Here is a 26,693-nt window from a genome sequence, read left to right on the forward strand (position 1 = left end):
CACGCGCCTCCCGTCCTCCGCGAAACGCAACGAGAGCGGCTCCCCGCAACGGAGTACCGCTGCGGGGAGCCGCCCAGGTTGCGTTTCGCGGAAGGGGTCAGACGAGCGAACGGAGGACGTACTGCAGGATGCCGCCGTTGCGGTAGTAGTCGGCCTCGCCCGGGGTGTCGATGCGGACGACCGCGTCGAACTCGATCGGCTGCTTGCCGGCGGGCGAGTGCTCGGTCGGCTCCGCCGTGACGTGCACGGTCTTCGGCGTGGTGCCCTCGTTGAGCGCGGTCAGACCGGAGATCGAGATGGACTCGGTGCCGTCGAGCCCGAGGGACTCGATCGACTCGCCGGCCGGGAACTGCAGCGGGACGACGCCCATGCCGATGAGGTTCGACCGGTGGATCCGCTCGAAGCTCTCGGTGATGACCGCCTTGACGCCCAGGAGGCTCGTGCCCTTCGCCGCCCAGTCACGGGAGGAACCGGAGCCGTACTCCTTGCCGCCCAGGACGACGAGCGGGGTGCCCTGCGCCTGGTAGTGCTCGGACGCGTCGTAGATGAACGACTGCGCACCGTCGGGCGTGGTGAAGTCGCGGGTGTAGCCACCCTCGACGCCGTCCAGGAGCTGGTTGCGGAGTCGGATGTTCGCGAACGTGCCGCGGATCATGACCTCGTGGTTGCCGCGGCGCGAGCCGTAGGAGTTGAAGTCCTTGCGGTCGACGCCGTGCTCGGCGAGGTACTTGCCCGCCGGGCTGTCGGCCTTGATCGATCCGGCTGGGGAGATGTGGTCGGTCGTGACCGAGTCGCCGAGCTTGGCGAGCACGCGGGCACCGGAGATGTCCGACACGGCGTCGGGCGTCATCGTCATGCCCTCGAAGTACGGGGGCTTCCGCACGTAGGTCGACTGCGCGTCCCACTCGAACGTGTCACCGGTCGGGGTCGGCAGGTTCTTCCACCGGTCGTCGCCCTCGAACACGGAGCCGTACTCGTGGGTGAACATCTCGGTGTCGATCGACGAGTCGATCACCTGCTGGACCTCGGCCGTGTCGGGCCAGATGTCCTTGAGGAAGACGTCGTTGCCATCGGTGTCCGTGCCGAGCGCGTCGGTGTCGAAGTCGAAGTGCATCGAGCCGGCGAGGGCGTACGCGATGACCAGCGGCGGGGACGCCAGGTAGTTCATCTTCACGTCCGGGTTGATGCGGCCCTCGAAGTTGCGGTTGCCCGAGAGCACCGCGGTCACGGCGAGGTCATTGTCCTGCACGGCCTGCGAGATCTCCTCGGGCAGCGGGCCCGAGTTGCCGATGCAGGTGGTGCAGCCGTAGCCGACCGTGTAGAAGCCGAGGTCCTCGAGGTAGGTCGTCAGACCGGCCTTCTCGTAGTAGTCCGTGACGACCTTGGAGCCCGGCGCGAGGGTGGTCTTGACCCACGGCTTGGCCTTCAGGCCCTTCTTCGACGCGTTGCGCGCGAGGATGCCCGCGGCCATCATCACCGACGGGTTCGACGTGTTGGTGCACGACGTGATCGCGGCGATCGCGACGGCACCGTGGTCGATCGTGAAGGGGTCACCTTCGGCGATCGCGACCGAGGTCGGCTTCGAGACCGTGCCGGGCGCACTGGACGCGTGGACCGGGACCTCGGACGCCGGAGCGTCCTGCAGGTCGTCGACGGCGTGCTCGTCACCGGGGGCAGCGGCGACCGGGTCGGACGCCGGGAACGTGTCCGCGACGGCCTTGTCCTCTTCGGTGTGCTCGATGCTCGCGTAGTTGGCGAGGTCGACCTCGAACTGGTCCTTCGCCTCGGACAGGACGATGCGGTCCTGCGGGCGCTTCGGGCCGGAGATCGAGGGGACGACCGTCGAGAGGTCGAGCTCGAGGTACTCCGAGTACGCCGGCTCGACCGAGGGGTCGTGCCACAGACCCTGCGTCTTCGAGTACGCCTCGACCAGGGCGATCTGCGCCTCGTCGCGACCGGTCAGCCGCAGGTAGTCGAGCGTGACGTCGTCGACCGGGAAGATCGCGGCCGTCGAGCCGAACTCGGGGCTCATGTTGCCGATGGTCGCGCGGTTCGCGAGCGGCACCGCGCCGACACCCTCGCCGTAGAACTCGACGAACTTGCCGACCACACCGTGCTTGCGGAGCTGCTCGGTGATCGTGAGCACCACGTCGGTCGCGGTCACACCGGCGGGGATCGCACCCGAGAGCTTGAAGCCGACGACCTTCGGGATGAGCATGGAGACCGGCTGACCGAGCATCGCCGCCTCGGCCTCGATGCCGCCGACGCCCCAGCCCAGCACGCCGAGGCCGTTGACCATCGTGGTGTGCGAGTCGGTGCCGACGAGGGTGTCCGGGTAGGCGTAGGTCTCGCCGTCGAAGTCACGCGTGTAGGTGACCTTCGCCAGGTACTCGATGTTGACCTGGTGGACGATGCCGGTGCCCGGCGGGACGACCTTGAAGTCCTCGAACGCCGTCTGGCCCCAGCGGAGGAACTGGTAGCGCTCCCCGTTCCGCTCGTACTCGAGGTCGGTGTTGCGCTGGAGGGCGTCGGAGCTGCCGAAGAGGTCCGCGATCACCGAGTGGTCGATGACCATCTCGGCCGGGGACAGCGGGTTGATCTTGTTCGGGTCGCCGCCGATCTCGGCCATCGCCTCGCGCATGGTGGCGAGGTCGACGATGCACGGGACACCGGTGAAGTCCTGCATGACCACGCGGGCCGGGGAGAACTGGATCTCGGTGTCCGGGTCTGCCTCCGGCTTCCACGAGCCGAGGGCGCGGATCTGGCCTTCGGTGACGTTCGCGCCGTCCTCGGTGCGCAGGAGGTTCTCGAGCAGCACCTTGAGGCTGTACGGGAGCTTCTCGTGCCCGGGCACGGCGTCGATCCGGTGGATGGCGTAGTCGACACCCCCGACCGAGAGCGTGTCCTTCGATCCGAAGCTGTTGACTGCAGCCACTGTGCCGCCTCCTGAGTTGATCGGTGTGCCCTCATCCTCGCGGGCCGCGGGACGTCCCACCAGCAAGGTGAACCTAAACCCGGGGACTCCGTCGTGCCCGGAGGAAAGTGTCTTGACGTCGAGACAACTCTACACCGCGGCGGGTTCGTCCCGGACGAAGACGGTCCGGACGAGCAGCCACGTCACCCAGAGCAGGGCTGCGTAGAGCGGGACGCCGGTGATCAGCTTGATGCCGGCGAGCAGCTCGACCTGCGCCGCCAGCCAGAGCGGGATCTCGAACGCGAGCCGGAAGGCGAAGAGCCCGGCCCACATCCAGGTCGCGACGGTCAGGACGCGACGCTTCGCCGGGTCGTCCCGCCAGTCGTGACCGTCGTCGTCGCCGGGCACGAGCAGGCCGACGACCAGGCCGATCAGTGGCCGGCGGATCGCCAGCGTGACGAGGATGACCGCCAGGAAGACGGCGTTGATGACGATGCCGGGGATGAAGTTGCTCTCGGCGCGACCCGTCAGCAGGGCGAGGCCCGCCGAGATCGCGACGCCGAAGATCCCCGCGAAGGACATCATGATCGACTGCCGCTGGAGCAGCCGGAGCACCACGAAGACGAGCCCGATCGCGACCGGGACGACGACGCTCGGCACGACCTCCTTCGTGATCGCGTAGACGATCAGGAAGGCGAAGCCCGGCAGCACCGACTCGGCGAGCCCGCGGACACCCCCGACCGCGGTCAGCAGGGCCTTGCCGGAGGGCGCCTCGCCCGGGGCGACCTGACCGATGCCGGCGTTGCGCACCGCGTCCCGCAGCTGGGCCTGCAGTGACAGCGGCTCCGCGCGCTCCTCGACGAACGGATCCGACGCGGCGGAGCCGGTGGTCGGGGTGACCCCGTCGGGACGGGAGCGGTCGTCGTGGTCCGTCACCGGGCCTCCAGGCTGGTTCGTCGGGTCGGCCGCAGCCGAGTCAGATGGTCGACTGGGTCGACTTCGGCATGTGCAACGGGATGAGGTCGCGCGGCGGCATCGGGGTCGTTCCACGAACGACGACGACGCTGCGGAAGAGCTCCTCGATGTCGGCGGCGTCCTCGGGCTGCTCGGCGGCCTTGCCGGCGATGACCCCACGGAGGAACCAGCGCGGGCCGTCGACCCCGACGAAGCGGGCCGCTCGGACCCCGTCGGTGACCCCCGCGCCGCCCACGACGGGCACCTGCGCGCGGAGTTCCGGACCGAACGGGCCGTCGACCTCCGTGACGACACCGCCCTGCTGCTGGATCTGCTCGGCGATCTGCGCACGGATCTCGTGCCAGAGGCCGGTCGAGCGCGGCGCGGCGAACGGCTGCACCTGCAGGGTCGACTCGTCGTAGTCCAGGCCGACGGCGACGACACGCTGCGAGTCCTCTTCGACCTCGAGGCGGAGGTGCAGACCCTCGCGCGGCAGGATCTTCACGCCGCCGAGGTCGACGTACGGTCGGACCAGGTTCGCCTCGGTCTCGTCGAGGGGACCGTTGTCGCCACGGTCCAGCGGAGCCGACTTGTCGGTCGACTCGGTGGCCAGGACCTCGTCGAAGCCCGCGTCGGCGTCGTCCGCGAGCTCGATCTCGGGCGAGGGCCCGGCGACCTCGACGTCGTCCACCACGGCCTCGGCGACCTCGACCTCGTCGCGCTTGCGTCGTCCGATCCTCATGACCGCGTCCCTTCCAGACCCTGCTCGTGCATGTCGACGGGCGTCACCGCTCCGTCGTTCCGATCGGCGTCCTGTCCGGCGCCGACGACGCCGGAGGACACCTCGTGACCGGTCCGGTCACCGTAGCCCGACGACCCGAACCCGCCCTGGCCGCGAGCGCTCTGCGGCAGCTCGGCGACCTGCGTGAACGTCACGCGGGGCACCGGCATGACGATCAGCTGTGCGATCCGGTCGCCGACCCGGACCTCGTACGGCTCGGTGGCGTCCGTGTTGAGCAACGCGACCTTCACTTCGCCGCGGTACCCCGAGTCGATCGTGCCGGGTGCGTTCACGATGGTGATGCCGTGCTTCGCGGCCAGACCGCTGCGGGGCACGACGAAGCCGACGTGCTGGTCCGGCAGGGCGATCGCCAGCCCGGTGCCGACCAGGCGGCGTTCCCCGGGCGCGAGCACGAAGGACTCGGCCGACACGAGGTCCGCTCCGGCGTCGCCGGGCTTGGCGAAGGCGGGAGCGGCGTTGCCGGTCCAGAGGACGTCGACTGCTTCGGTCACGAGTCGAGGGTAGTGCAGACCGTGACCGATCCGTGACCTGCTCGGAGCACGCAGCGGCTCGTGGTCGAATGGAGGGGTGACCGTGTACCGCGAACGACTGTGGGCTCCGCCCGCCCTGTACCTGGCGACGGCGCTCGTCATCCCCGCGAGCCTGCTCGTCTTCCTCCCCATCAGCGCGACGGCCGGGGTCGCCGTGGCCATCGGCATGGAGCTCGCTGTGCTCGTGCTCCTGTGGGCTCTCGCACCTGTCATCGAGGTGACGGACACCGAGTTCCACGCCGGTCGGGCCCATCTGCCCCGCTCGGTCGTCGGCGAGGTCGCCGGCTTCACCGGTGCGGCCGCGACCAGCCAGCGTGGACCGGAACTCGACGCCCGCGCCTGGACCCTGTTCCGCGGCTACGTGCACGGCGTCGTCAAGGTGGAGGTCCGGGACGCCGCCGACCCCACCCCGTACTGGCTGGTGAGCGTCCGTGACCCGGAGGCCGTCACCCGGGCCCTGACGACCGGCGCCGAGCGGACGAACCGGACCGAACCGGCCTGACGCGGGACCCCACACGCAGAACGGCCCGCATCCAGGAGGATGCGGGCCGTTCTGCGCTCGGTCGGTGCTTCAGAGTGCTGCGCACTCCATGCACACGGGGCCGAGCTTCGTCTCGTGGTCGAGCTGCGAGCGGTGCTTCACCAGGAAGCACTCGACACAGGTGAACTCGTCGACCTGCGGGGGCAGGACGACGACGTCGAGGTCGACGTCGCTGAGGTCCTGGCCCGCGAGCTCGAAGCTGCCCGGGTTGTCAGAATCGTCGTCGACGACTCCCGACATCTTGTCGGGGACGCGCTCCTTGAGGGCCTCGATCGACTCCGAGTCGGAGTTGTCGTCGGTCTTCCGGGGGGCGTCGTAATCGGTGGCCATGCCCATCCATTTCTCGTATCGAGAGGTCGTCGCCGGATTCGGCGGCGACAGTTTGCACCACGGCCCGTCCGAGTGCAAACCGAGTACTCGAGCGGTGCGTTCTGGCCGTGCAACCCGGCGCGCATCCCGACCATTCCCGAAGCCGGGGACGAGACGCACGGCACGCCGTGCGCCTGCGCGGAAAGTGCTGCAGCGGCCTGCATACTCCTCGGGTACGACGCACGACCGTACGCAGGCAGCGGAAGGCGGAACCATGCAAGACGTGAGAGTCATCGGAGTCGAATCCGGGTCACTCCTCCTGGCGACCGACGGCGGGACCGAGTTCCGGCTGCCCGTCACCGCGTCCCTCCCGGGTCAGGTCCGGCAGGCGAACCCCGACTCCGGGCCGCAGAAGCGCGTGTCACCGAAGGACGTGCAGGCGCGCATCCGCAGCGGTTCCGACGCCGCCGACGTCGCCGCGTCCCTCGGCGTCGAGGTCGACTACGTCCGCCGGTTCGAGGGTCCGGTCCTCGCCGAGCGCGCGTTCGTGCTCGACGCCGCCCGCCGGGTCAGCGTGACCCCGGTCGACGACGCGTCGCCGGACACCTTCGGCGAAGCCATCACGGCCCGCCTGGAGGCCGGGGACGCCACCGACATCGCCTGGTCGAGCTGGAAGCACGTCGAGAACGGCTGGCAGGTCCAGGTCCGGTACACCGCTGCCGAGGTCGAGCACGATGCCCAGTGGCGCTTCGACCCGAAGACCGCAACGCTCGTGCCGGACAACGGCGACGCGCACCGCCTGTCGCACACCGAGGACGAGGGCATCGCCCCGCGTCTCCGCGCCGTCGAGTACGAGCGTCAGGACGAGGACGGCACCCGCTTCGACTCCGGCGCCTTCCACGTCGAGGAGGCCGCAGCCGCCGAGGAGCCCACAGCCCCCGAAGCCGTCGAGCGCACCGCACTGCGCCCGCCGCTCCCCCGCATCGGCACCTCGTACGTCGAGGAGCGTGCGCCCGGCAACGAGACCGCCGACCTGCTGGAGGCCCTCCGCCGCCGCCGGGGTGAGCGCGAAGCCGCGACCTTCCCGGACCAGCAGGACGCCCCGCGCGGCACCTCGGTCGGCGTCGTCGACCTGCCCGTGTCGCCCGTCGACGACTCGGACACTGCCCCGCAGCCGGAGGCCCGCCCCACGGCCGTCCCGGACGCCGACGGCCGGTCCGACCGCCGCAAGCGCAACCGTCGCGCCATGCCCAGCTGGGACGAGATCGTCTTCGGCACCCGCCCGGACGACGACACCGTCTGACCCGTCCTGCCGACCGACCGGTCAGGAGGCCCGTCCCGCGTCCGTGGGGCGGGCCTCCTGTCCGTCCCGGCCTCGGTCCGTGCCGGCCCCGTCGGTTGCGGCGTCCGTTGCGGCGTCCGGACCGCCCGGGCCCCGGTCGGTCAGCGCTCCAGTCCGTCAGCGCGCGGGCTACTGGGCGAACGCGCCGGCCAGGCGCAGCGGGACGAGCAGTTCGTCGTCACTCATCGCCCCGTGCTGGCCGATCATCCGGCCGGGCTCCGTGCCCTCCGGGACCCCGCGGTCGTCGTTGAACGCCCACGATCCCTTCGCGACGAGCAGCACGTCGCCGATCCGCGGCATGACCTCCGGGTCGACCGGTCCGAACCACCCGGCGGCCACGGCTTCGTCGCGGCTGGCGACCACCGCACGCTTGCCCAGCGACGCCCGGAACGCCTCGACGAGCGCTGGCACGTCCGTTCCCGGCGCAACGGTCAGCTGACGGCAGCGTGGATCGCCCGCCACGCCGGCGACGTCCACCAGGAGTTCCGGGTCCATCGGGACGTTCGCGTGCGGCGGCACGTCGAGCACGCCGTGGTCCGCGGTGACGAGCACCCCGACGTCGGGCGCGATACGGTCGGCGAGGCGGGACAGCTCGGCGTCCACCAACTCGAGCGCCGCGGTCCACCGGTCGGACTGCCAGCCGTGCTTGTGCCCGATCGAGTCGAGCTCCGGGATGTAGAGGTAGACGAGCTGCTGCCCGGTCGCGGTCGCGTCGAGCGCGGCGTCGATGCGGGCCGGGATCGTGTCGCCGGGGACGAAGCGCGCGCCACCGAGGACGTTCGCCGTCATGCCCGAGGACCGGTAGCGGCTCGGGGCGACGACGACCGGGTCCACACCGAGGTCCGACGCCGCGGTGAACACCGTCTCGGAGCGCAGCCAGCCGGCGGGGACCTCGGTGTCCCACCCACTGAGCAGGTTCATCACCCGCGAGTCGTCCGGGTTCCACCCGCTGTACCCGACGACACCGTGCGCACCGGGTGGCCGGCCGGTCGTGAGCGTCGTCAGCGCCGCGGCGGTCGTCGTCGGGAAGCCGCTGCGCAGGCGCTTCTTCGTCGCGGTGAGGAAGCGCGCGTGACCCGCCCGTGCAGCGAGGGCGTTCGCGCCGAGGCCGTCGACCAGCACGACGATCGCGGAACGGGCGGGACGGAGGGCGATCCGGGCCTCCCGGCCGGTGTCCCGCAACCAGGCGTCGTCGGCGACGCCCAGCGCGACGAGGCAACTCGGCAGCACGTCGGCGAGGTTCACGGCGGCGTCGGGGGCCGTCGGTACGCTTGTTCCCACCCCCAGAGTCTTCCAGATCGAGCTGGGTCGGCAGGAAGGTGCCATGGCACGCACGGACGTCGTCGGACTGCCCGACGGTGAGCGCATCGAGGACGTCGACGTCTCGGAGGAGATGCAGGGCTCCTTCCTGGAGTACGCGTACTCGGTCATCTACTCACGCGCGCTCCCGGACGCCCGTGACGGCCTGAAGCCCGTGCAGCGCCGCATCCTCTACCAGATGGCGGAGATGGGCCTGCGGCCGGACCGCGGCCACGTGAAGAGCGCCCGCGTCACCGGTGAGGTGATGGGGAAGCTGCACCCGCACGGCGACGGCGCGATCTACGACGCGCTCGTCCGGCTCGCGCAGCCGTTCACCATGCGCGTGCCGCTGATCGACGGACACGGCAACTTCGGCTCCCTCGACGACGGCCCGGCTGCTGCCCGGTACACCGAGGCGCGCCTGGCCGAACCGTCGATGGCGATGACGGAGGGGCTCGGCGAGGACGTCGTCGACTTCGTGCCCAACTACGACAACCAGATCATGCAGCCGAGCGTGCTGCCAGCGACCTTCCCGAACCTGCTCGTCAACGGCGCCTCCGGCATCGCGGTCGGCATGGCGACGAACATGGCGCCGCACAACCTCGGCGAGGTCGTCGAGGCCGCGAAGCACCTGCTCATGCACCCGCGGGCCACGCTCGAGGAGCTCATGGAGTTCGTCCCCGGTCCGGACCTGCCCTCCGGCGGGACCATCGTCGGGCTCTCCGGGGTCCGCGACGCCTACGCGACCGGACGCGGGACCTTCCGGACCCGGGCGAAGGTCTCGGTCGAGAACCTCACCCCGCGCAAGTCCGGGCTGGTCGTCACCGAGCTGCCCTACCTGGTCGGGCCCGAGCGGGTCATCGAGAAGATCAAGGACGGGGTGCAGTCGAAGAAGCTCGTCGGCATCTCGGACGTCAACGACCTGACCGACCGCAACCACGGCCTCCGGCTCGTCATCGGCATCAAGTCCGGCTTCAACCCGACGGCCGTCCTCGAACAGCTCTACAAGCACACGCCGCTCGAAGAGAACTTCGGGATCAACAACGTCGCCCTGGTCGACGGCTCGCCCCGCACACTCGGGCTCCGCGACCTGCTCGACGTCTACGTCAAGCACCGCCTGTCCGTGGTCACCCGGCGCTCCCAGTACCGGCTGGCCCGACGTCGTGAGCGCCTGCACCTGGTCGAGGGGCTGCTCATCGCGATCCTCGACATCGACGAGGTCATCCAGGTCATCCGCACCTCCGACGACTCCGAAGCCGCACGGAACCGGCTCCGCGACGTCTTCGACCTGTCCGAGGTGCAGGCCGAGTACATCCTCGAGCTCCGTCTGCGCCGTCTGACGAAGTTCTCGCGCATGGAGCTCGAGGGCGAACGCGACCAGCTGCTCGCCGACATCGCCGCGCTCGAGGAACTGCTCGCGTCCGACGAACGGCTGCGCGCCCAGGTCGCGACCGAGCTGACCGCGGTGTCCGAGGAGTTCGCCACGCCCCGCCGCACCCTGCTCACCGAGGCCGACGCGCCCGTCCGTGGCGGTCGGAAGGCCACGGTGGACCCGGAGTCGCTCCAGGTCGCCGACGCCCCCTGCCGAGTGCTGCTCTCGACGACCGGACGACTCGTCCGTGTCGACATCCCCGCCGCGGAGTCTGGCATCGTGCACGTGCCGAAGCGCTCGAAGCACGACGCCGTACGCTCCGCCGTCGTCAGCACCGCCCGCGGGCAGGTCGGCGCGCTCACCTCGACCGGGCGTGTCGTGCGGTTCTCCCCCGTGGACGTCCCGGCCGTCCCGCCCGCGTCGGTGCGGCTCGACGCCGGAGTCCGGGTCAGCGACTACCTCGGTGTCTCGAAGAGCGAGACCGTGGTCGCCCTCGTGTCGCTCGACGCGTCCGTCGCGGACTCGGTCGCCATCGGCACCGCGCAGGGCATCGTCAAGCGCGTCGTGCCGGCGGCCTGGCCCGACAAGCCGGACTTCCCCGCCATCGGGCTGAAGCCGGGCGACCACGTCGTCGGCGCCACCCAGGCACCCGAGTCGGACGACCTGGTGTTCATCACCTCGAACGCCCAGCTGCTCCGGTTCCCGGCCGCCGCCGTCCGACCGCAGGGCCTCCCGGCCGGCGGCGTCGCGGGCGTGTCGCTCGCCGGTGGTGCCACCGTGGTCTGGTTCGGCTCCGTCGCCCTGACCGAGGACACCGTCGTCGCCACCGTCTCCACCACCTCGAGCGCCCTGCCGGGCACCGACGCGGGTCGCGCCAAGGTCTCCGCCCTCACCGAGTTCCCGGCGAAGGGCCGTGGCACGCAGGGCGTCCGGGCACACGCGTTCCTCAAGGGCGAGGACGGCCTCAGCGTCGCCTGGGCCGGCGTCGCGCCGCCGCATGCGGTCGGCTCCGACGGTGCTGCCCGGACCCTGCCGGACTGGCTGTCGAAGCGCGACGGGTCGGGCAGTCCGCTCGACGCCGAGGTCGTCACCATCGGTGGCAGCGCCGCCGCGGTCGATGGGACCCCGGGCGAGGTCTGACACGCCTTCGGCTCCGCGAGACGGCGCCGTGACTGCGGGACGCCGCCGTGTCCGGCGGCGTCTCGACATCGTGGCGGCGTCTCGACGTCACCGGTCAGGCGTCGATGCGCTCGCGGTCCAGGCCCTCGCCCGCCAGGATGAACTCCTTGCGCGGCGCGACGTCGTTGCCCATGAGCAGCTCGAACACCTTCGCCGCCGACTCCGCGTCCGACACGTTCACCCGACGGAGCGTCCGGTGCGCACGGTCCATCGTCGTCTCGGCCAGCTGGTCGGCGTCCATCTCGCCCAGCCCCTTGTACCGCTGGATCGGCTCGAGGTACTTCTTGTTCGACCGCTCGAGCTTCTTCAGCAGCGTCGTGAGCTCCTGCTCGGAGTACGTGTAGAGCGTGTCGTTCGGCTTGCCACGGTTCACCACGACGACCCGGTGCAGCGGTGGCACTGCGGCGAACACCCGACCCTGCTCGATCATCGGACGCATGTAGCGGAAGAACAGCGTCAACAGGAGCGTGCGGATGTGGGCGCCGTCGACGTCTGCGTCGGACATGATGATGACCTTGCCGTACCGGGCCTGGTCGAGCTCGAACGTGCGCCCGGACCCGGCGCCGATCACCTGGATGATCGACGCGCACTCGACGTTCGAGAGCATGTCCGACACGGACGCCTTCTGCACGTTGAGGATCTTGCCGCGGATCGGCAGGAGCGCCTGGTACTCGCTGTTCCGGGCGAGCTTCGCGGTACCCAGGGCCGAGTCACCCTCGACGATGAACAGCTCGGTGCCCTCGACGTCGTTCGACCGGCAGTCCGCGAGCTTCGTCGGCAGCGAGGAGTTCTCGAGCGCGTTCTTGCGGCGTTGCGTCTCCTTGTGCGCACGGGCCGAGATGCGCGTCTTCATCTCGGCGACGACCTTCTCGAGGAGTCCGGCTGCCTGTGCCTTCTCGGTGCGCTGCGTCGAGGTGAGGATCTCGGTCATCCGCTTCGACACGACCGAGTCGACGATGCGTCGGACCGCCGGCGTGCCGAGGATCTCCTTGGTCTGTCCCTCGAACTGCGGCTCGGGCAGCCGGACGGTCAGCACGGCGGTGAGACCGGCGAGCACATCGTCCTTCTCGAGCTTGTCCTGACCGACCTTCAGCTTGCGGGCGTTCGCCTCGACCTGGGTGCGGACCGCCTTGACCAGACCTGCTTCGAAACCCGTCTGGTGCGTCCCGCCCTTCGGCGTGGCGATGATGTTGACGAAGCTGCGGAACATCGTCTCGTAGCCGTCGCCCCACCGCAGAGCGACGTCGACCTCACAGGTGCGCTCGACCTCAGTGGAGACCATGTGGCCCTTGTCGTCGAGCATCGGCACGGTCTCCTTGAAGGTGCCGGAACCCTGGATGCGCCAGACGTCGGTCTTCGCGCCGTCGACCGCCAGGTGCTCGACGAACTCGCCGATGCCGCCCTCGTAGCGGAAGCGCTCGACGACCGGGCCCTGCTCCACGCGGGCGCTCGGCTCGCCGTCCAGGGGCGGCGCCGCCAGCGCGGCTCGTTCCGCGGCGGCCGACATCGAGGCGGGGCGGGCATCGGTGATGGTCAACCCGAGTCCGGGGACCAGGAACGCCGTCTGGCGTGCCCGGTTCACCAGGTCGCCGGTGCTGAACGCGGCGTCCTTCGTGAAGATCTGCCGGTCCGCCCAGTACCGCACCCGGGTGCCGGTGACGCCCTTCTTCACCTTGCCGATGACCCGGAGTTCGCTGCCCGAGGTGAACGGCGCGAACGGCGCGTCAGGCCCGATGCCCTGCGCGTCGTCGAAGATGCCGGGCTCCCCACGGTGGAACGACATGGCGTAGGTCTTGCCGCCCCGGTCGACCTCGACGTCGAGGCGCTCCGACAGCGCGTTCACGACGGAGGCACCGACCCCGTGCAACCCGCCGGAGGCCGCGTACGACCCCGAGCCGAACTTGCCGCCGGCGTGCAGCTTCGTGAACACGACCTCCACCCCGGTCAGGCCGGTCTTCGGTTCGACGTCGACGGGGATGCCACGAGCGACGTCGGAGACCTCGACCGACCCGTCCGCGTGCAACGTCACCCCGATCTCGTCACCGTGCCCCGCGAGGGCTTCGTCGACCGAGTTGTCGATGACCTCCCACAGGCAGTGCATCAGGCCGCGGGAGTCCGTCGAGCCGATGTACATGCCGGGACGCTTCCGGACCGCCTCGAGTCCTTCGAGGACGGAGAGATGCCGTGCGGAGTAGTCGGAGCTCACCTGACGAGCGTATCGAGCATCGCCGACACGGCAGGGAGGCGCGGGCGAAATACACATGGTTCACCAGCAGAAGCAGGAAGCATGTAGTACTTCAGTATGAAACCGACACGGGCGTCGCGGACGCTTGCCTCGACCTTCGACCCAGCCGCGAACTCCTTGAACGCCGCCCGACTGCTGTTCGCCGGACTGGTGCTCGTGTCGCATGCGGTGGGGATGGCCGGGGTGTCCGCCGAGCCCGAGCTCGGCGGGATGACCGTGGGACGTTGGGGTGTGATGGGTTTCTTCACCGTGTCGGGGTACCTCATCTGCCGGAGTCGCGACAACACGCGGTCGATGCTCGACTTCGCCGAGGCCCGCGCGGCTCGCATCCTCCCCGGACTGTTCGCCACCCTCCTCGTCACCGCCTTCGTCTTCGCCCCGATCTCGGTCGGATACGAACCCGACGCGAGGTGGGACCCGTCGAGTGCCGTCCGGTACGTCCTCCACAACGCGCCGCTCTACCCGCCGAGGTTCCTGCAGGAGGGCATCGACGACACCCTGGTCGGCGTGCCGTACGAAGGCATCTGGAACGGCTCACTGTGGACGCTCTTCTGGGAGGCCGCCTGCTACGTCGCGGTCGCTGTCGCCTTCTCGCTGGTCCCGGTACGGGTCCGACGCGTGACCTCGGTAGTCGCCCTCGCCGTCGCGATGATCGCGGCGCTCCCGAACACCCTCGGGATCATCGAGTACCCAGGCCTCGGTTCTGCCATCGACGTCTGTGTCGCGTTCGCAGCGGGTGCCGTCGCATACTTCTGGGCCGGCGCGATCCGTGTCTCGGCAGTCACGGTCGTGGCGCTGCTCACGGTGATCGCGGCGTCGATCGTGACCGGGACGAGTGCGGACATCGCTCCGCTCCCGTTCATCATCCTGCTGCTCCCGCTCAGCACGGCAGTACCCCTGCATCGGGTTGGATCACGGTTCGACGCCTCGTACGGCTTCTACGTCTACGCCTGGCCCGTGCAACAACTCACCTGCCTCGCACTCGGTCCGGTGCTGCCGTTCCCACTCCTGTTGATCCTGCAGATCCTGTCGACTCTCGGCTTGGGGTACCTGTCCAGTCTGCTCGTCGAGCGACCGGCGCAACGTCGGGCGCGGGCGCGCCGCCTGCGCCGTGCGGTGCAGCACGAACAGCTCCGCAGCCGTCCCGACACTCGTACTGGGGATGATCGGTCCGCGCTGAGCGAAATGAGCGCCCCGGATGCCGCACATCCAGGCAGGACGTGTTGAGATGGTGCAACCAAGAAGCACCACCTGCAATCCGTGAGGAGCACAGCAATGACCCAGACCGTGCAGGACCTCTCCATCGACGAAGTCAGCAACCACCAGCTCACCGCTGCCGACCGGTGTGACAGCTGCGGAGCGCAGGCGTACATCCGAGCCACCATGGCGAGCGGCGAACTGTTCTTCTGCGCCCACCACGGGGCTGAGTTCAAGGACAAGCTCGCCGCCACCGCGATCGAGTGGCACGACGAGAGCAGCCGACTCCACGAGTCGAAGTAAGCGCGACGCACCACACGACGGGCCCGGATCCACATGGATCCGGGCCCGTCGTCGTCCTGGCATCCGTCATGTGACGGACGAAACCGCCTGGAGGCACGGCACCGGTCTCCCACACCGATGCCGGGCCTCCAGGCGGCCGCCGTCGACCACCGGCTACGCGATGCGCTTGAACGCCTTGTCGACGTACCGGTCGATCGTGGCGCGGGCTTCACGTGCGTACTCGTCGATCGTCGCCGTCCGACCCGGGTCCGGCGTGTAGTCGCGGCCGAGTCGGGCCGTCGCCGCGGCGAGCACCGCGTCGGTCAGCTGCGGGTTGAGCGGCAGGATCGGCCCCTGTGTGTGCGTGCCGAACGAGTTGCCGGTGACGGCACCCTCGACCGGCGAACCAGCCTGGTTGCCCCCACCGGAGACGACGTCCGCGAACGGCGCGACGCCGTCGGCGAGCTCGATGCGCGCAGCGTGGTCCTCGAAGCCGGCCAGCCGGGTCGACGCTCCCGGCAGCAGCGGGTACCGCGACTCGAGGACGAGGTAGTTCACACGGCGCTCTGCCCCACGAACGGCTCGGGCGTCGAACACGCCGAAGCCGTCGATCGGGGCGCCGTCGGTCGGGACGACCTGGTTCGTGGCGAGGTCGAACCCGCCGCCGACCGCCACCACCGGCACCCCGGCGGTCGCGAAGTCGCGCAGGACCGAACCGACCCGGGTGACGTCCGTACCGAGCGAGCGCATCGCGCTGAGCGGTCCGTTGCCCACCACCACCACATCGGCCGCCGAGGGCAACTCGTCGCCCGGGGCGTACTCGACGACCTCGGTGACGATGTCGGCGGTGGCGGCGCGACGGACGAGGGCTGCGACGTTGCCGCGGTCCCCCGACACCCCCATCTGCCGCGGGTAGACGTGCAGGATGGTCAGGCGATCGGCCGTCATGCGGTCTTCTCCATGTCCGGGTGGCCGAGGGCCTTCCGGGCGATCATCATGATCTCGTAGTTGACGATGAAGTTCTTCGTGCCCGTCGTCGTGGAACCAAGGCCCTGCATGTGCCGGATCGCCGACTCGACGTCAGGCTCGACACGACCGATGCGGACACCGGCGTGCTCGAGGGCGATCGCGATCTGCCAGGCCTTGTCGCCCGAGACGACGTCGACGTGGTCGAGCTTCGAGAAGTCGATGTCGTAGATCCAGGAGATGTCGGGCGTGCCCTCGTCGATCGCCATGAGGACCTGCTCCGGGTGCGCCGGCAGGGCGTCGAGGTTGAGCTGCAGGCTCGCGGCGTTCTTGAACATCGTGAACTCGGCGGACTCACCGGCGATCGGCAGTCGCTCGCCACGACCGTAGGCCGGCTTCATCCGCTCGAACGCCTTGGTGACGGCGGCCGGACGGAACTGGTCGCCCAGTGCGGCACTGGCCGTCGCAGCGGCAGCGGCGGCGTCCACCGCGTAGTGGAGGCCGCGGGCCGGCAGGCGGACCGGGATCTCGGAACCCGCGAACGCGATGGTGGCGCCGTCCCCGGTGAAGGCCACGACCTCGGCGTCGGCGGTCGTCCGTGCCCGGTCAGCAGCGGCGACGAAGTCGTCGGCGTTCTGCAGGCCGTTCGGGGCGGCAGCGACCACCTCGGTGCTCGCGCCGAACCGCAGGACCCGTTGCCCGTCGACGGCCAGGTAGGCGTCGAGGAACTGGTCGTCGTGGTTCGTGATGACGTTCGCGGTCGACAGCGCGGCCGTGTCGAGCATCATCGTCGCGACCCGCTCGGTCTCGAAGAACCGGTAGAGCTGGTCGACCTGGACGTTGAGCATCGTCACCGTGGACGGCGACAGGATGCCGGCGAGTTCGACGGCGAAGGCCTCGTCGACCTCGAGGATCCCGATGTCCGCCTTGAGCTTGCCGCCAAGCGAGACCTGGGAAAGCAGGGCCGACGCGATGCCCTGCGGCAGGTTGGCACCGGACGGGTTCGTGAAGACCCGCAGACCGTGCGCCCGCACGATCTCCGAGATCATGTGGGTCGTCGTCGACTTGCCGTTCGACCCCAGCACGAAGACGACACCGTTGGGGAACTGCCGCGTCACGTGCTGCAGGAAGTCCGGCACCAGCTTGAGGACGATGTAGCCCGGGTAGGCGGACCCGCCGCCCCGCGCTCGCGCGAGGGCACGGAGGATCCGCCCGACCAGGATCGGGACCACGAAACGCACCGGTCGGCCTACTCGAGGTAGTCGCGGAGCGACTGCGACCGGGACGGGTGGCGGAGCTTCGCCATCGTCTTCGACTCGATCTGGCGGATGCGCTCACGCGTGACGCCGAACGTGTCGCCGATCTGGTCGAGGGTCTTCGGCTGGCCGTCGCCCAGGCCGAAACGCATCCGGATCACGCCGGCCTCGCGCTCGGAGAGGGAGTCGAGCAGGCTCTCGAGCTGCTTCTGCAGCATCGTGAAGCCCACCGCGTCGGCCGGGACGACCGCTTCGGTGTCCTCGATGAGGTCACCGAACTCGGAGTCGCCGTCTTCACCGAGCGGGGTGTGCAGGGAGATCGGTTCGCGACCGTACTTCTGGACCTCGACGACCTTCTCGGGCGTCATGTCGAGTTCTCGGGCGAGCTCTTCGGGCGTGGGCTCGCGACCGAGGTCCTGCAGCATCTGCCGCTGGACACGGGCCAGCTTGTTGATGACCTCGACCATGTGCACCGGGATGCGGATGGTGCGGGCCTGGTCGGCCATCGCGCGGGTGATGGCCTGACGGATCCACCAGGTCGCGTAGGTCGAGAACTTGAAGCCCTTGGTGTAGTCGAACTTCTCGACGGCACGGATCAGGCCCAGGTTGCCCTCCTGGATGAGGTCGAGGAACTGCATCCCACGGCCCGTGTAGCGCTTCGCGAGCGAGACGACCAGTCGGAGGTTCGCACCGAGCAGGTGCGACTTCGCGCGCTGACCGTCGCGGGCGACCCAGCGCAGCTCGCGCTCGGCCGGCTTCGACAGCCCCGTCGAGTGCTGCAGCTTGTCCTCGGCGAACAGGCCGGCCTCGATGCGCATCGCGAGCTCGACCTCTTGCTCGGCGTTGAGCAGCGCGACCTTGCCGATCTGCTTGAGGTAGTCCTTCACCGGGTCGGCGGTGGCACCCGTGATGGTCGTCGAGTAGACCGGCGCTTCGTCGTCGTCGGTCTGTGAGATGACGAGCGCGCCGGCGGCGACCGCGGCGGTGTCCGTCGCGGGCTTCGCAGCCGAGTCGTCGTCCGAGTCCTCGGTCGCGTCGTCGGTCGTCTCGGTGGCGTCCTCGGCCACCTCGACCGGCGTCTCGTCCTCGGCGCCCTCTTCGTCGTCCTCCGAGGCGGCGGCCTTCTTGCCACTCGCCTTCTTCGGAGCCGCCTTCTTCGGGGCGGCCTTCTTGGCGGCGGCGGTGGTCCTGGTGGCGCGCTTCTTCGGCGCGGCCGTGCCCTCCGTCGTGTCCGTGGCGTCTTCCGCCACGACGCCGTCGGGCGTGGTGTCCTTCGTGGGATCGACCGTCGTGCTCCGGGCAGCCATGCGATCACCTTCCTCGTCGTGCCACGTTCCTGGGGTCGTGGCCTTCCCTCGCCGCCCAGGGCCACCGCCGCGGTACCCCGCGTCGTCTGGTCCTACCGTTCCGGGCAGCACTAGGACCCATGTCAAGTCCCCCGACGCTGAACGCGGGGAACCCGAAAGGGTCCGTGATCATTATTGCACGCGTCCTTTCCGGAACCGTGCAACGAGTGCAACCCACAGTGGAGCCACCCGTATTCCGTCCTCCGCGTGCAGCCGTGCCCGCGTCCGACGGCGTGCCAGGAGCAGCATCACCACACCGAACCCGACGACCACGTACTGGACGGTCATCGCGACGCGGAAGTTCTGCCAGGCGAACGTGTCGGTGCCGGACGCCGCCGCCAGCACGTCGAGCAGCGACCCGATCGCGAACATCATCACGAAGGCCGCGAGGAACCCGCCGACGTTCACCACGCCGTTCGCGGACCCGAGCGAGCCGACCGGGTTGAAGGACCGGGCGAAGTCGAACCCGATGAGTGAGCCCGGCCCGCCGACCCCCATCGCCACGACCAGCAGGACGAGGAGCCACGTCGGCGGCTGGCCCGGCCAGAGCAACACCGCCGTCCACACCACACCGAGCGCGGCGACGATCCCGAGCACCAGGTTGGAACGCCGCATCGGGAACCGCGCGCAGAGCAGGCCGAGGACCGGGCCGGCGACGAACCCGACGACGACGATCACGGTGAGGAAGGTGGCTGCCTCGGTCGCCGAGTAGCCCAGACCGCGGAGCATCGGGACGCCCCAGAGCAGGCTGAACACCGTCCCGGAGGACTGCGTCACGTAGTGCGACCAGAAGCCGAGCTGTGTACCTGGCCGGCGGAGGGCGTGGCCGAAGGTGTGGAACGCGGCACCCCACGAGTGCGGGAGCGGGATCGTGTCGGTGCGGACCGCGACCGGACCCGCGCGCACGAACACCACCGCCAGGACGAGCCCCACGGCACTGGCGATCGCCGCGACCCCGAACGCCGCGTCCCACCCGACGGTGTGCAGGAGCAGGGCGAACGGGAACGCCGAGACGATCTGTCCGACCTGCCCGAGGTTGCCCGTCCACTGCGAGATCTGCGGCAGGAGGGACCCGCTGAACCACATCGGCAGCAGACGCATCACCGAGATGAACGTCATGGCGTCGCCGGCACCGACGAGCACCCGCCCGACGATCGCTGGCCCGATCGTCGGCGACAGCGCGACGACGGCTTGGCCGATCGTCAGCAGCAGGGCACCGAGGAGCACCAGGCGACGTGGTCCCACCCGGTCGAGGGCGATGCCCACCGGGATCTGCAGCCCCGCGTACACCGCGATCTGCACGACCGCGAGTGTGGACAGGACGGCAGCGGACACGGCGAAGCGGTCCTGCGCGTCCACCCCGGAGACCCCCAGGGACGACCGCTGCATGACCGCCAGGACGTAGGCCAGGACGGCGACGCCCCAGACGACGAAGGCTCGGCGGGAGTTCACCCGACCAGGCTAGCGAGCGGCCGACGGGTACCCGCGCGGGTGGAGGCTCTGCGGTCAGTCGTCCTCAGCTGCGCTGCGGCGGTCCGCCAGGAACCGCTCGAGCTCCGCGGCGATCGAGTCCGCGGTCGGCACCTGCCCGTCCGCCCCGGTGAGCGGCGATGCGACCGGGTTGCCCTCCATGTACGTGTCGTGCCGCTGCTCGAGCGTGCTGACCAGGCGCTGCAGCTCGGCGTTGCCCGCGACCTGTTCGGCCACGCGCGCCAGGAACTCGCGCCCCTCTTCACGCAGCGCGTCCGTCGGGAAGATCAGACCCGTGGCGGCCGAGATGCCCGAGAGCGCCGCGACCGCGGCGTCCGGGAACTCCGTGTCGGAGAGGTAGTGCGGGACGAGCAGCACCAGGCCGGTGACCTGCTGTCCGAGCCCCGCCAGACGGTGCTCGACCAGGTGCAGGACGTTCGCCGGCGCCTGGGTCTCGGGCTTCCAGACGCTCATCGACTCGACGAGGTCAGCACGGGTGCCGGACACCGTGACGCCGATCGACCGCGTGTGCGGCACCGGCATCGGGATCGCCTGGACCCACGTCGTGTCGGCGACCTGCAGGTCCTCGGCCAGGTCGACGACCGCCTGGACGAACCGGTTCCACTGGAAGTCCGGCTCGTAGCCGGACAGGAAGAGGAAGGGCTGCCCGAGCTCGTCACGGACGAGGTGCAACGTCAGCCGCGGCGGCTCGACGGCCGTGATGTGGTCGTGCTCGAACGTGATCACCGGACGACGGGCGCGCCAGTCGAGCAGGATGTCCGGGTCGAACTCGGCCACGAGTTGGGTCTCGAGCGAGCCGGTGATCGACGCCGTGATCTGCGCCACCGCCGAGCCCGCGTCCGCGAAGCCCGTCAGGGCAGCGACGAGGTGCAGCCCGGCAGGCACCGTCGGGGCGGAGACGTCGAGCGTGTAGAGGTCCTCGGGGTGGTTCATCGGGTCAATGCTAGGCGGGGCCGCCGACGCCACATGGTCGGGCGGCGACGCCGACAGCGAACAGGTGCAGAGCCTCCCGTCATCCGGCCGACGGGAGGCCCGTCCACCGCCCGTCGGTGGGCCGTCAGTTGGCCGTCAGTAGGCTGATTGCATGGTCCGACCGACGCTCTCCACCTCTTCTTCGTCCCCCTCCTCCGTCGACGCCGACGTCCTCGTGCTGGGCGTACGCCCGGGCACCGACGGCGCCCCGGCCACCCTCGTGCCGTCCGCCACGGGCCCCGTCGACGGACTCGCCGATCTCGACCTCGCCGCGGTCGGAGCGACCGGTGCGAAGGACCAGCTCGTCCGGATCCCAGGCGGGGCGTCCGTCGGCGTCGCCGCCGCGGGCATCGCCCTCATCGGTCTCGGCAGTGCGACCGGACCGGCTGCCGTCCGCACCGCCGCCGGCAGCGCCGTGCGCCAGCTGCCGCACGTCGCCGCCATCGCCCTGGCCCTGCCCACGGAGGACGACTCCGCCGTCGCCGCGGCACTCGAGGGCGCCGCACTCGGCGCCTACTCGTTCACGCGACACAAGGGCGCCGGCACCACGGGCCCGACCCGTGGTGACCAGCGCATCACGGTCGTCGCTCCGGCCTCTGTCAGCGCCGACGCCACCGTGCGCCCGGCGATCGTCGCCGACGCCGCGGCCCTGGTCCGCGACATGGTGAACACCGCCGCCGGGGACCTCGGTCCGTCCGACGTCGCCGACGTCGCGGGATCGATCGCCGAGGGACTGCCCCTCACCGTCGAGGTCCTCGACGAGACCGCTCTCGCCGAACAGGGCTTCGGCGGGATCGCGGGCGTCGGCCAGGGGTCGGTCCGTCCGCCGCGACTCGTCGTCGTCCGGTACGAGCCGGTCGGCGCGACCAAGCACCTCGCGCTCGTCGGCAAGGGCATCACGTTCGACTCCGGCGGGCTGTCCCTCAAGCCGGCAGCGTCGATGCTCGGTATGAAGACCGACATGACCGGTGCGGCGACGGTCCTCGCAGCGACGGTCGCGGCTGCTCGCCTGGGCCTCGACACGAAGGTCACCGCCTGGCTCTGCCTCGCCGAGAACATGCCGTCCGGGTCGGCCATCCGCCCGGGTGACGTCCTGACGTTGAAGAACGGCAAGACCGTCGAGGTCACCAACACCGACGCCGAGGGCCGACTCGTCCTCGGTGACGGCATGGCCGCCGCGTCGCTCGAGCAGCCCGACGCGATCGTCGACATCGCCACCCTCACCGGAGCGCAGATGGTCGCCCTCGGAGACCGCACGACCGGCCTGATGGGCAGCGACGACCTGGTCACACAGGTCCGTGCGCTCGCCGACGCGGTCGCGGAGCCGATCTGGCCGATGCCGTTGCCGGAGGAGCTCGACGGCCGTCTCAGCAGCGACGTCGCCGACATGGTGAACGCCACCGTCGGACAGACCGCGGGCGGCATGCTGCTCGCCGCGAAGTTCCTGGAGCGCTTCGTCGGGCAGACCGCCGAGGGCACCACGATCCCGTGGGCGCACCTCGACATCGCCGGACCGTCGGAGAACCGCGGCGCGGGGTACGGCTGGCTCGGCAAGGGCGCGACCGGTGTGATGGTCCGCACCCTGGTCGCACTCGCAGAAGACCTGCAGTCCAAGTAGTAGGTTGGGTTCCGGCGGGGCCGCCGCGTCCGCGCGCGCTCCCCCGCCGGAACTGACGGGACGGGACCGGTACAGACGGTCCGACCGCCGGACGCCGCCGCGCGGTGTCCACCGGGACGGCGTCCAAGAGACACGAAGCCGCCCCCGACACGCACGAGGGAGTTGCACCAGGTGACGGAACAGACTTACGACGTCGTGGTCCTCGGTGGCGGCAGCGGCGGTTACGCCGCAGCGCTCCGAGCCGCTGAACTCGGGATGAGCGTCGCGCTCATCGAGGGCGACAAGCTCGGAGGGACGTGCCTGCACCGCGGCTGCATCCCGACGAAGGCCCTGCTGCACTCGGCCGAGGTCGCCGACGCCACCCGTGACGCCGAGAAGTACGGCGTCGTCGCCGAGTTCGCCGGCGTGGACGTGCCGAAGGTCATCGAGTACCAGCAGGGCGTCATCAACTCGAAGTACAAGGGCCTCCAGGGTCTCATCAAGGCGCGAGGGATCACCGTCGTCGAGGGCTGGGGCCGTCTGACCTCGCAGAACACCGTGCAGGTCGGTGACCAGACCGTCACCGGTCGCAACGTCGTGCTCGCCACCGGTTCGTACTCGAAGTCGCTGCCCGGTCTCGAGATCGGCGGCCGGGTCATCACCTCGGAGACCGCCCTCCGCATGGACTACGTCCCGAACAAGGTCGTCATCCTCGGTGGTGGCGTCATCGGCGTCGAGTTCGCCAGCGTGTGGAAGTCGTTCGGGGCCGAGGTCACGATCGTCGAGGGCCTGCCGCACCTGATCCCGGCCGAGGACGAGTCGATGTCCAAGCAGCTCGAGCGCGCGTTCCGCAAGCGCGGCATCGACTTCTCTCTGGGTGTCCGGTTCGACCACGTCGACCAGCACGAGAACGGCGTCGTCGTGACGCTCGAGAACGGCAAGACCTACGACGGCGACGTCCTCCTGGTCGCCGTCGGCCGTGGCCCGCTCACGCAGAACGTCGGCTACGACGAGGTCGGTGTGGCCATGGACCGCGGGTTCGTCACGACGAACGAGCGGCTCGCCACCAACCTGCCGAACGTCTACGCCGTCGGTGACATCGTCCCCGGTCTGCAGCTCGCCCACCGCGGCTTCCAGCAGGGCATCTTCGTCGCCGAGGAGATCGCCGGTCTCAACCCGGTCGTCATCTCGGACAACAACATCCCGAAGGTCACCTACTCCGACCCCGAGGTCGCCTCGGTCGGTCTCTCGCAGTCGAAGGCCGAAGAGCAGTACGGCGCCGACAAGGTCGACACGTACGAGTACAACCTCGCCGGCAACGGCAGGAGCCACATCATCGGGACGTCCGGCGCGGTCAAGGTCGTGCGGGTCATCGACGGCCCCGTCGTCGGCGTCAGCATGATCGGCGCCCGCGTCGGCGAGCTCATCGGAGAAGCACAGCTCGCCGTCAACTGGGAAGCACACCCGGAGGACGTCGCGCCGCTCGTGCACGCGCACCCGACGCAGAACGAAGCCCTCGGCGAAGCCTTCCTGCACCTCGCGGGCAAGCCGCTCCACGCGCTGTGAGCAGCACCGTCGTGCGCACCACGAACACCACAACCCAGAACCACGCCTGCGAGAAGGAGTCCACCCGATGAGCGAATCCGTCAACCTCCCGGCGCTCGGGGAGAGCGTCACCGAGGGTACGGTCACCCGATGGCTGAAGAACGTCGGTGACCGGATCGAGGTCGACGAGCCGCTGCTCGAGGTCTCCACCGACAAGGTCGACACCGAGATCCCGTCGCCGATCGCCGGCGTCATCGAGGAGATCCTCGTCCAGGAGGACGAGACCGTCGAGGTCGGCACCGCCCTCGTCAAGATCGGCGACGGAGCCGGCGGCGGCGACTCCTCCGACCAGGGTGGGTCCGAGTCGACCGACAGCCAGACCGAGGCGGTCGCCGAGGACACCGAGCCCGAGACCGCGCCGAGCACGGAGCAGGACACCGAGGCGAAGGCCCCGGAGCCCGCCGAGCCCGAGCCGACCCCGTCCGGCCAGACCCAGCCCGCGGCTCCGCAGGCACCGTCGGCGCCGCCGGCCGCCTCGCCGGTCCCGCAGGCTGCCCCGGTCCCGCCGCCCGCAGCTGCCCCGCCCGCAGCCGCTGCGCCGTCGTCGACCCCGTCCGCGGAGGTCCCGAACCCGACCGCCAACGGTGCGGCCTCGGGGTACGTCACCCCGCTGGTGCGCAAGCTCGCGAACGAGCAGGGTGTCGATCTGTCCACCGTGACCGGCACCGGCGTCGGTGGACGCATCCGCAAGGAGGACGTGCTCGCCTCGGCCTCCGCTGCTGCGGCCGCCCCGGCACCGTCCGCCTCGGGCTCGGCGGCTCCGGCACAGTCCGGGCCGTTCGTCGCAGAGGTCTCGCCGCTCCGCGGGACGCGCGAGAAGATGACCCGCCTGCGCAAGGTCGTCGCCGAGCGTGCCGTGCAGTCGATGACCTCGACCGCACAGCTCACCAGCGTCGTCGAGGTCGACGTGACCAAGGTCGCGCAGTTCCGTGACGCCCACAAGGCTGAGTTCCTCGAGAAGACGGGTGCGAAGCTCTCCTTCATGCCCTTCTTCGCCCTGGCGGCGTCCGAGGCGCTCAAGGCCCACCCGAAGATCAACTCGACGGTGGACGGCGACGAGATCGTCTACCCGGAGACCGAGAACGTCTCGATCGCGGTGGACACCGAGCGAGGTCTGCTCACCCCGGTGATCAAGGACGCGGCGTCGCTCGACCTCGCCCAGTTCTCGCAGTCGATCGCGGACCTGGCGGAGCGCACGCGCAACAACCAGCTCAAGCCCGACGAGCTCGCCGGTGGCACCTTCACGCTGACGAACACCGGTTCCCGCGGCGCGTTGTTCGACACCCCGGTGGTCTTCCTGCCGCAGTCGGCGATCCTCGGCACGGGCATCGTGACGAAGCGCCCGGCGGTCGTGCAGGTCGACGGGCAGGAAGCCATCGCCATCCGCTCGTTCGTCTACCTGGCGCTCTCCTACGACCACCGGATCATCGACGGCGCCGACGCCTCCCGGTACCTGGTGGCCGTGAAGAACCGTCTGGAAGAGGGCAACTTCGGCCCCAACCTGGGCTACTGAGTCCTGGGCTACTGAGTCCTGAGCTACTGAGTCCTCGGCTACTGGTCGCTCGGTAGCCGGCGAGTTCGACGGCGGCCCCGTCTCCCCCGGTGGGAGGCGGGGCCGCCGTCGTTCCCGCGCCAGGCGACGTTCATCTCGCACCCCACGCCCCGGCCACGACGACACCGACCACGACCACCAGTCCGGTGGCCAGCCGGCGCACGCCGAACCGGTGCGATCCGACGGGCAGCCCGGACGGCAGGAGTCCGCGCCCCGACTGCAGGAGTCGTCCGACGGCCGAGTGCGGTGCCGCAGGCCCTGGCACTCTCGGATCCACATCGAACGCGAAGGTCATCGGCGGTGGATCCCAGCGCACCGGCCTCGGCGGGGCAGCGGCACGGATCACGCGGTCGAGCGCGAGGAGCGCCGCTCCGCCGTCCCGGCGGGCAGCCGAGCACGCCTGGTCGACCTCGTCGTGGCAGACCTCACGCGGATCGACGCGTTCCCAGACGGCACGCACGGCGAGGACCAGCGCCTCGACACCCGAGACGACACCGGGCCCGGAGCGATCGGTGGTTCCGGGCGGTCGGTCGACCAGCACGACGGCACCGGCGTCGTCGACCAGGACGTCGTCGATGCCGGCACGACCGAGCAGGACCGCGCCGGCGTCGGCCAGGAGGGCGAGCTCGAGCAGTGGGAGCGTCAGCGTCACGGCGACACCAGCCGTCGGTGGCCCGATCCGGTCCAGTGCCGCGGGCAGTGCGAGCCCCACCGGCGCAGATGCCCGCGCGACCAGGGCGCCGGTCTCGTCGCGCCCGATCTCAGCGACTCCCACCAGGTGGTCGTGCGTCACGGTGCTGCGGTCGGCGAGCCACTCGGCGAAGTCGTCGGCGGGCTCCGGGGCTCGCCAACAGAGGTCGATCTGTTCCCACGGTTCCATGGCGACCATCGTGGCGGGGGCGGGGCAGGCCTCCCGGCCGGATCAGCGACCTGTGGACAACG

Annotated in this window: 21 protein-coding genes; 8 read left to right on the forward strand and 13 right to left on the reverse strand. The window is 70.2% G+C overall.

The window, feature by feature from the left end; genetic code table 11:
- Positions 1 to 97 precede the first annotated feature (97 nt).
- The 4 genes from DEJ25_RS07055 to dut form a co-directional block, all read right to left on the reverse strand.
- Complete coding sequence (locus DEJ25_RS07055) at positions 98 to 2,935, reverse strand: aconitate hydratase (protein ID WP_111044232.1); 2,838 nt, start codon at positions 2,933 to 2,935, stop codon at positions 98 to 100.
- 129 nt (positions 2,936 to 3,064) lie between these two features.
- Positions 3,065 to 3,850 carry a DUF3159 domain-containing protein gene (locus tag DEJ25_RS07060; RefSeq protein ID WP_258366441.1) on the reverse strand — a complete coding sequence of 262 codons (786 nt, stop codon included), beginning with the start codon at positions 3,848 to 3,850 and terminating at the stop codon, positions 3,065 to 3,067.
- 40 nt (positions 3,851 to 3,890) lie between these two features.
- The gene (locus DEJ25_RS07065; protein WP_110902434.1) at positions 3,891 to 4,610 is read right to left on the reverse strand and encodes a DUF3710 domain-containing protein; all 720 of its coding nucleotides are present in this window, start codon (positions 4,608 to 4,610) and stop codon (positions 3,891 to 3,893) included.
- On the reverse strand, positions 4,607 to 5,161 hold the full coding sequence (gene dut / locus DEJ25_RS16975; RefSeq protein WP_375334542.1) for a dUTP diphosphatase: 555 nt from the start codon (positions 5,159 to 5,161) through the stop codon (positions 4,607 to 4,609). The genes DEJ25_RS07065 and dut overlap by 4 nt, the downstream gene beginning before the upstream one ends.
- Before the next feature lie 76 nt (positions 5,162 to 5,237).
- On the opposite strand from dut, the gene DEJ25_RS07075 reads away from it, so the two are divergent.
- Positions 5,238 to 5,702: a DUF3093 domain-containing protein gene (locus DEJ25_RS07075; protein WP_110902436.1), complete on the forward strand. Its 465-nt coding sequence runs from the start codon at positions 5,238 to 5,240 to the stop codon at positions 5,700 to 5,702.
- A gap of 69 nt (positions 5,703 to 5,771) precedes the next feature.
- On the opposite strand, the gene DEJ25_RS07080 is transcribed toward DEJ25_RS07075, so the two are convergent.
- Positions 5,772 to 6,071 (reverse strand): DUF4193 domain-containing protein, encoded by a 300-nt coding sequence (locus DEJ25_RS07080; protein ID WP_110825450.1) that lies wholly within the window; start codon positions 6,069 to 6,071, stop codon positions 5,772 to 5,774.
- Positions 6,072 to 6,333: 262 nt separating this feature from the next.
- On the opposite strand from DEJ25_RS07080, the gene sepH reads away from it, so the two are divergent.
- Positions 6,334 to 7,353, forward strand: a complete 1,020-nt coding sequence (gene sepH / locus DEJ25_RS07085; RefSeq protein ID WP_181427367.1) for a septation protein SepH — start codon at positions 6,334 to 6,336, stop codon at positions 7,351 to 7,353.
- A 168-nt stretch (positions 7,354 to 7,521) separates the two neighbouring features.
- On the opposite strand, the gene DEJ25_RS07090 is transcribed toward sepH, so the two are convergent.
- Positions 7,522 to 8,673: an alkaline phosphatase family protein gene (locus DEJ25_RS07090; protein WP_220033182.1), complete on the reverse strand. Its 1,152-nt coding sequence runs from the start codon at positions 8,671 to 8,673 to the stop codon at positions 7,522 to 7,524.
- A gap of 43 nt (positions 8,674 to 8,716) precedes the next feature.
- Here DEJ25_RS07090 and DEJ25_RS07095 point away from each other — a divergent pair, with 43 nt between their 5' ends.
- Complete coding sequence (locus DEJ25_RS07095; protein ID WP_111044236.1) at positions 8,717 to 11,203, forward strand: DNA topoisomerase (ATP-hydrolyzing) subunit A; 2,487 nt, start codon at positions 8,717 to 8,719, stop codon at positions 11,201 to 11,203.
- Between the two features lie 94 nt (positions 11,204 to 11,297).
- On the opposite strand, the gene DEJ25_RS07100 is transcribed toward DEJ25_RS07095, so the two are convergent.
- Positions 11,298 to 13,505 carry a type IIA DNA topoisomerase subunit B gene (locus DEJ25_RS07100; RefSeq protein WP_111044237.1) on the reverse strand — a complete coding sequence of 736 codons (2,208 nt, stop codon included), beginning with the start codon at positions 13,503 to 13,505 and terminating at the stop codon, positions 11,298 to 11,300.
- 39 nt (positions 13,506 to 13,544) lie between these two features.
- Here DEJ25_RS07100 and DEJ25_RS07105 point away from each other — a divergent pair, with 39 nt between their 5' ends.
- A complete protein-coding gene (locus DEJ25_RS07105) occupies positions 13,545 to 14,714 on the forward strand; it encodes an acyltransferase (RefSeq protein WP_111044238.1) in 1,170 nt (389 codons plus the stop codon).
- Positions 14,715 to 14,762: 48 nt separating this feature from the next.
- Positions 14,763 to 14,987, forward strand: a complete 225-nt coding sequence (locus DEJ25_RS07110) for a hypothetical protein (protein WP_110902441.1) — start codon at positions 14,763 to 14,765, stop codon at positions 14,985 to 14,987.
- A gap of 153 nt (positions 14,988 to 15,140) precedes the next feature.
- On the opposite strand, the gene DEJ25_RS07115 is transcribed toward DEJ25_RS07110, so the two are convergent.
- From DEJ25_RS07115 to DEJ25_RS07135, 5 genes are all read right to left on the reverse strand, one after another.
- Positions 15,141 to 15,914, reverse strand: coding sequence for a type 1 glutamine amidotransferase (locus DEJ25_RS07115; RefSeq protein ID WP_111044239.1), 774 nt, complete (start codon positions 15,912 to 15,914; stop codon positions 15,141 to 15,143).
- Positions 15,911 to 17,173, reverse strand: a complete 1,263-nt coding sequence (locus DEJ25_RS07120) for a MurT ligase domain-containing protein (protein ID WP_111044240.1) — start codon at positions 17,171 to 17,173, stop codon at positions 15,911 to 15,913. The genes DEJ25_RS07115 and DEJ25_RS07120 overlap by 4 nt, the downstream gene beginning before the upstream one ends.
- A gap of 8 nt (positions 17,174 to 17,181) precedes the next feature.
- Positions 17,182 to 18,495 (reverse strand): RNA polymerase sigma factor, encoded by a 1,314-nt coding sequence (locus DEJ25_RS07125; RefSeq protein ID WP_110902444.1) that lies wholly within the window; start codon positions 18,493 to 18,495, stop codon positions 17,182 to 17,184.
- Positions 18,496 to 18,666: 171 nt separating this feature from the next.
- Entirely contained in the window at positions 18,667 to 19,986 is a 1,320-nt protein-coding gene (locus DEJ25_RS07130) for a nitrate/nitrite transporter (protein ID WP_111044241.1), read from the reverse strand.
- A 54-nt stretch (positions 19,987 to 20,040) separates the two neighbouring features.
- On the reverse strand, positions 20,041 to 20,958 hold the full coding sequence (locus tag DEJ25_RS07135) for a proteasome assembly chaperone family protein (RefSeq protein ID WP_110902446.1): 918 nt from the start codon (positions 20,956 to 20,958) through the stop codon (positions 20,041 to 20,043).
- Positions 20,959 to 21,109: 151 nt separating this feature from the next.
- Between DEJ25_RS07135 and DEJ25_RS07140 the strand changes: the two genes are divergently transcribed.
- The 3 genes from DEJ25_RS07140 (at position 21,110) to sucB (ending at position 25,712) form a co-directional block, all read left to right on the forward strand.
- Positions 21,110 to 22,615 carry a leucyl aminopeptidase gene (locus tag DEJ25_RS07140; protein ID WP_111044242.1) on the forward strand — a complete coding sequence of 502 codons (1,506 nt, stop codon included), beginning with the start codon at positions 21,110 to 21,112 and terminating at the stop codon, positions 22,613 to 22,615.
- Between the two features lie 171 nt (positions 22,616 to 22,786).
- Complete coding sequence (gene lpdA / locus DEJ25_RS07145) at positions 22,787 to 24,160, forward strand: dihydrolipoyl dehydrogenase (protein ID WP_110902448.1); 1,374 nt, start codon at positions 22,787 to 22,789, stop codon at positions 24,158 to 24,160.
- Positions 24,161 to 24,227: 67 nt separating this feature from the next.
- Positions 24,228 to 25,712: a 2-oxoglutarate dehydrogenase, E2 component, dihydrolipoamide succinyltransferase gene (sucB, locus tag DEJ25_RS07150; RefSeq protein ID WP_111044243.1), complete on the forward strand. Its 1,485-nt coding sequence runs from the start codon at positions 24,228 to 24,230 to the stop codon at positions 25,710 to 25,712.
- A gap of 130 nt (positions 25,713 to 25,842) precedes the next feature.
- Here sucB and DEJ25_RS07155 read toward each other — a convergent pair whose 3' ends face one another.
- The gene (locus DEJ25_RS07155) at positions 25,843 to 26,631 is read right to left on the reverse strand and encodes a hypothetical protein (protein WP_111044244.1); all 789 of its coding nucleotides are present in this window, start codon (positions 26,629 to 26,631) and stop codon (positions 25,843 to 25,845) included.
- Between the last annotated feature and the right edge of the window lie 62 nt (positions 26,632 to 26,693).

The sequence above is a fragment of the Curtobacterium sp. MCPF17_011 genome (genome assembly GCF_003234145.1).
Taxonomy (GTDB): Bacteria; Actinomycetota; Actinomycetes; order Actinomycetales; family Microbacteriaceae; genus Curtobacterium.

Excerpts from the sequence above, each read along its gene's own strand:
- DEJ25_RS07065 (WP_110902434.1), bottom strand. The coding sequence starts at position 4,610 with ATGAGGATCGGACGACGCAAGCGCGACGAGGTCGAGGTCGCCGAGGCC.
- DEJ25_RS07080 (WP_110825450.1), bottom strand. The coding sequence starts at position 6,071 with ATGGCCACCGATTACGACGCCCCCCGGAAGACCGACGACAACTCCGAC.
- DEJ25_RS07095 (WP_111044236.1), top strand. The coding sequence starts at position 8,717 with ATGGCACGCACGGACGTCGTCGGACTGCCCGACGGTGAGCGCATCGAG.
- DEJ25_RS07100 (WP_111044237.1), bottom strand. The coding sequence starts at position 13,505 with ATGTGTATTTCGCCCGCGCCTCCCTGCCGTGTCGGCGATGCTCGATAC.
- DEJ25_RS07105 (WP_111044238.1), top strand. The coding sequence starts at position 13,545 with ATGAAACCGACACGGGCGTCGCGGACGCTTGCCTCGACCTTCGACCCA.
- DEJ25_RS07110 (WP_110902441.1), top strand. The coding sequence starts at position 14,763 with ATGACCCAGACCGTGCAGGACCTCTCCATCGACGAAGTCAGCAACCAC.
- DEJ25_RS07115 (WP_111044239.1), bottom strand. The coding sequence starts at position 15,914 with ATGACGGCCGATCGCCTGACCATCCTGCACGTCTACCCGCGGCAGATG.
- DEJ25_RS07125 (WP_110902444.1), bottom strand. The coding sequence starts at position 18,495 with ATGGCTGCCCGGAGCACGACGGTCGATCCCACGAAGGACACCACGCCC.
- DEJ25_RS07135 (WP_110902446.1), bottom strand. The coding sequence starts at position 20,958 with ATGAACCACCCCGAGGACCTCTACACGCTCGACGTCTCCGCCCCGACG.
- DEJ25_RS07140 (WP_111044242.1), top strand. The coding sequence starts at position 21,110 with ATGGTCCGACCGACGCTCTCCACCTCTTCTTCGTCCCCCTCCTCCGTC.
- sucB (WP_111044243.1), top strand. The coding sequence starts at position 24,228 with ATGAGCGAATCCGTCAACCTCCCGGCGCTCGGGGAGAGCGTCACCGAG.
- DEJ25_RS07155 (WP_111044244.1), bottom strand. The coding sequence starts at position 26,631 with ATGGAACCGTGGGAACAGATCGACCTCTGTTGGCGAGCCCCGGAGCCC.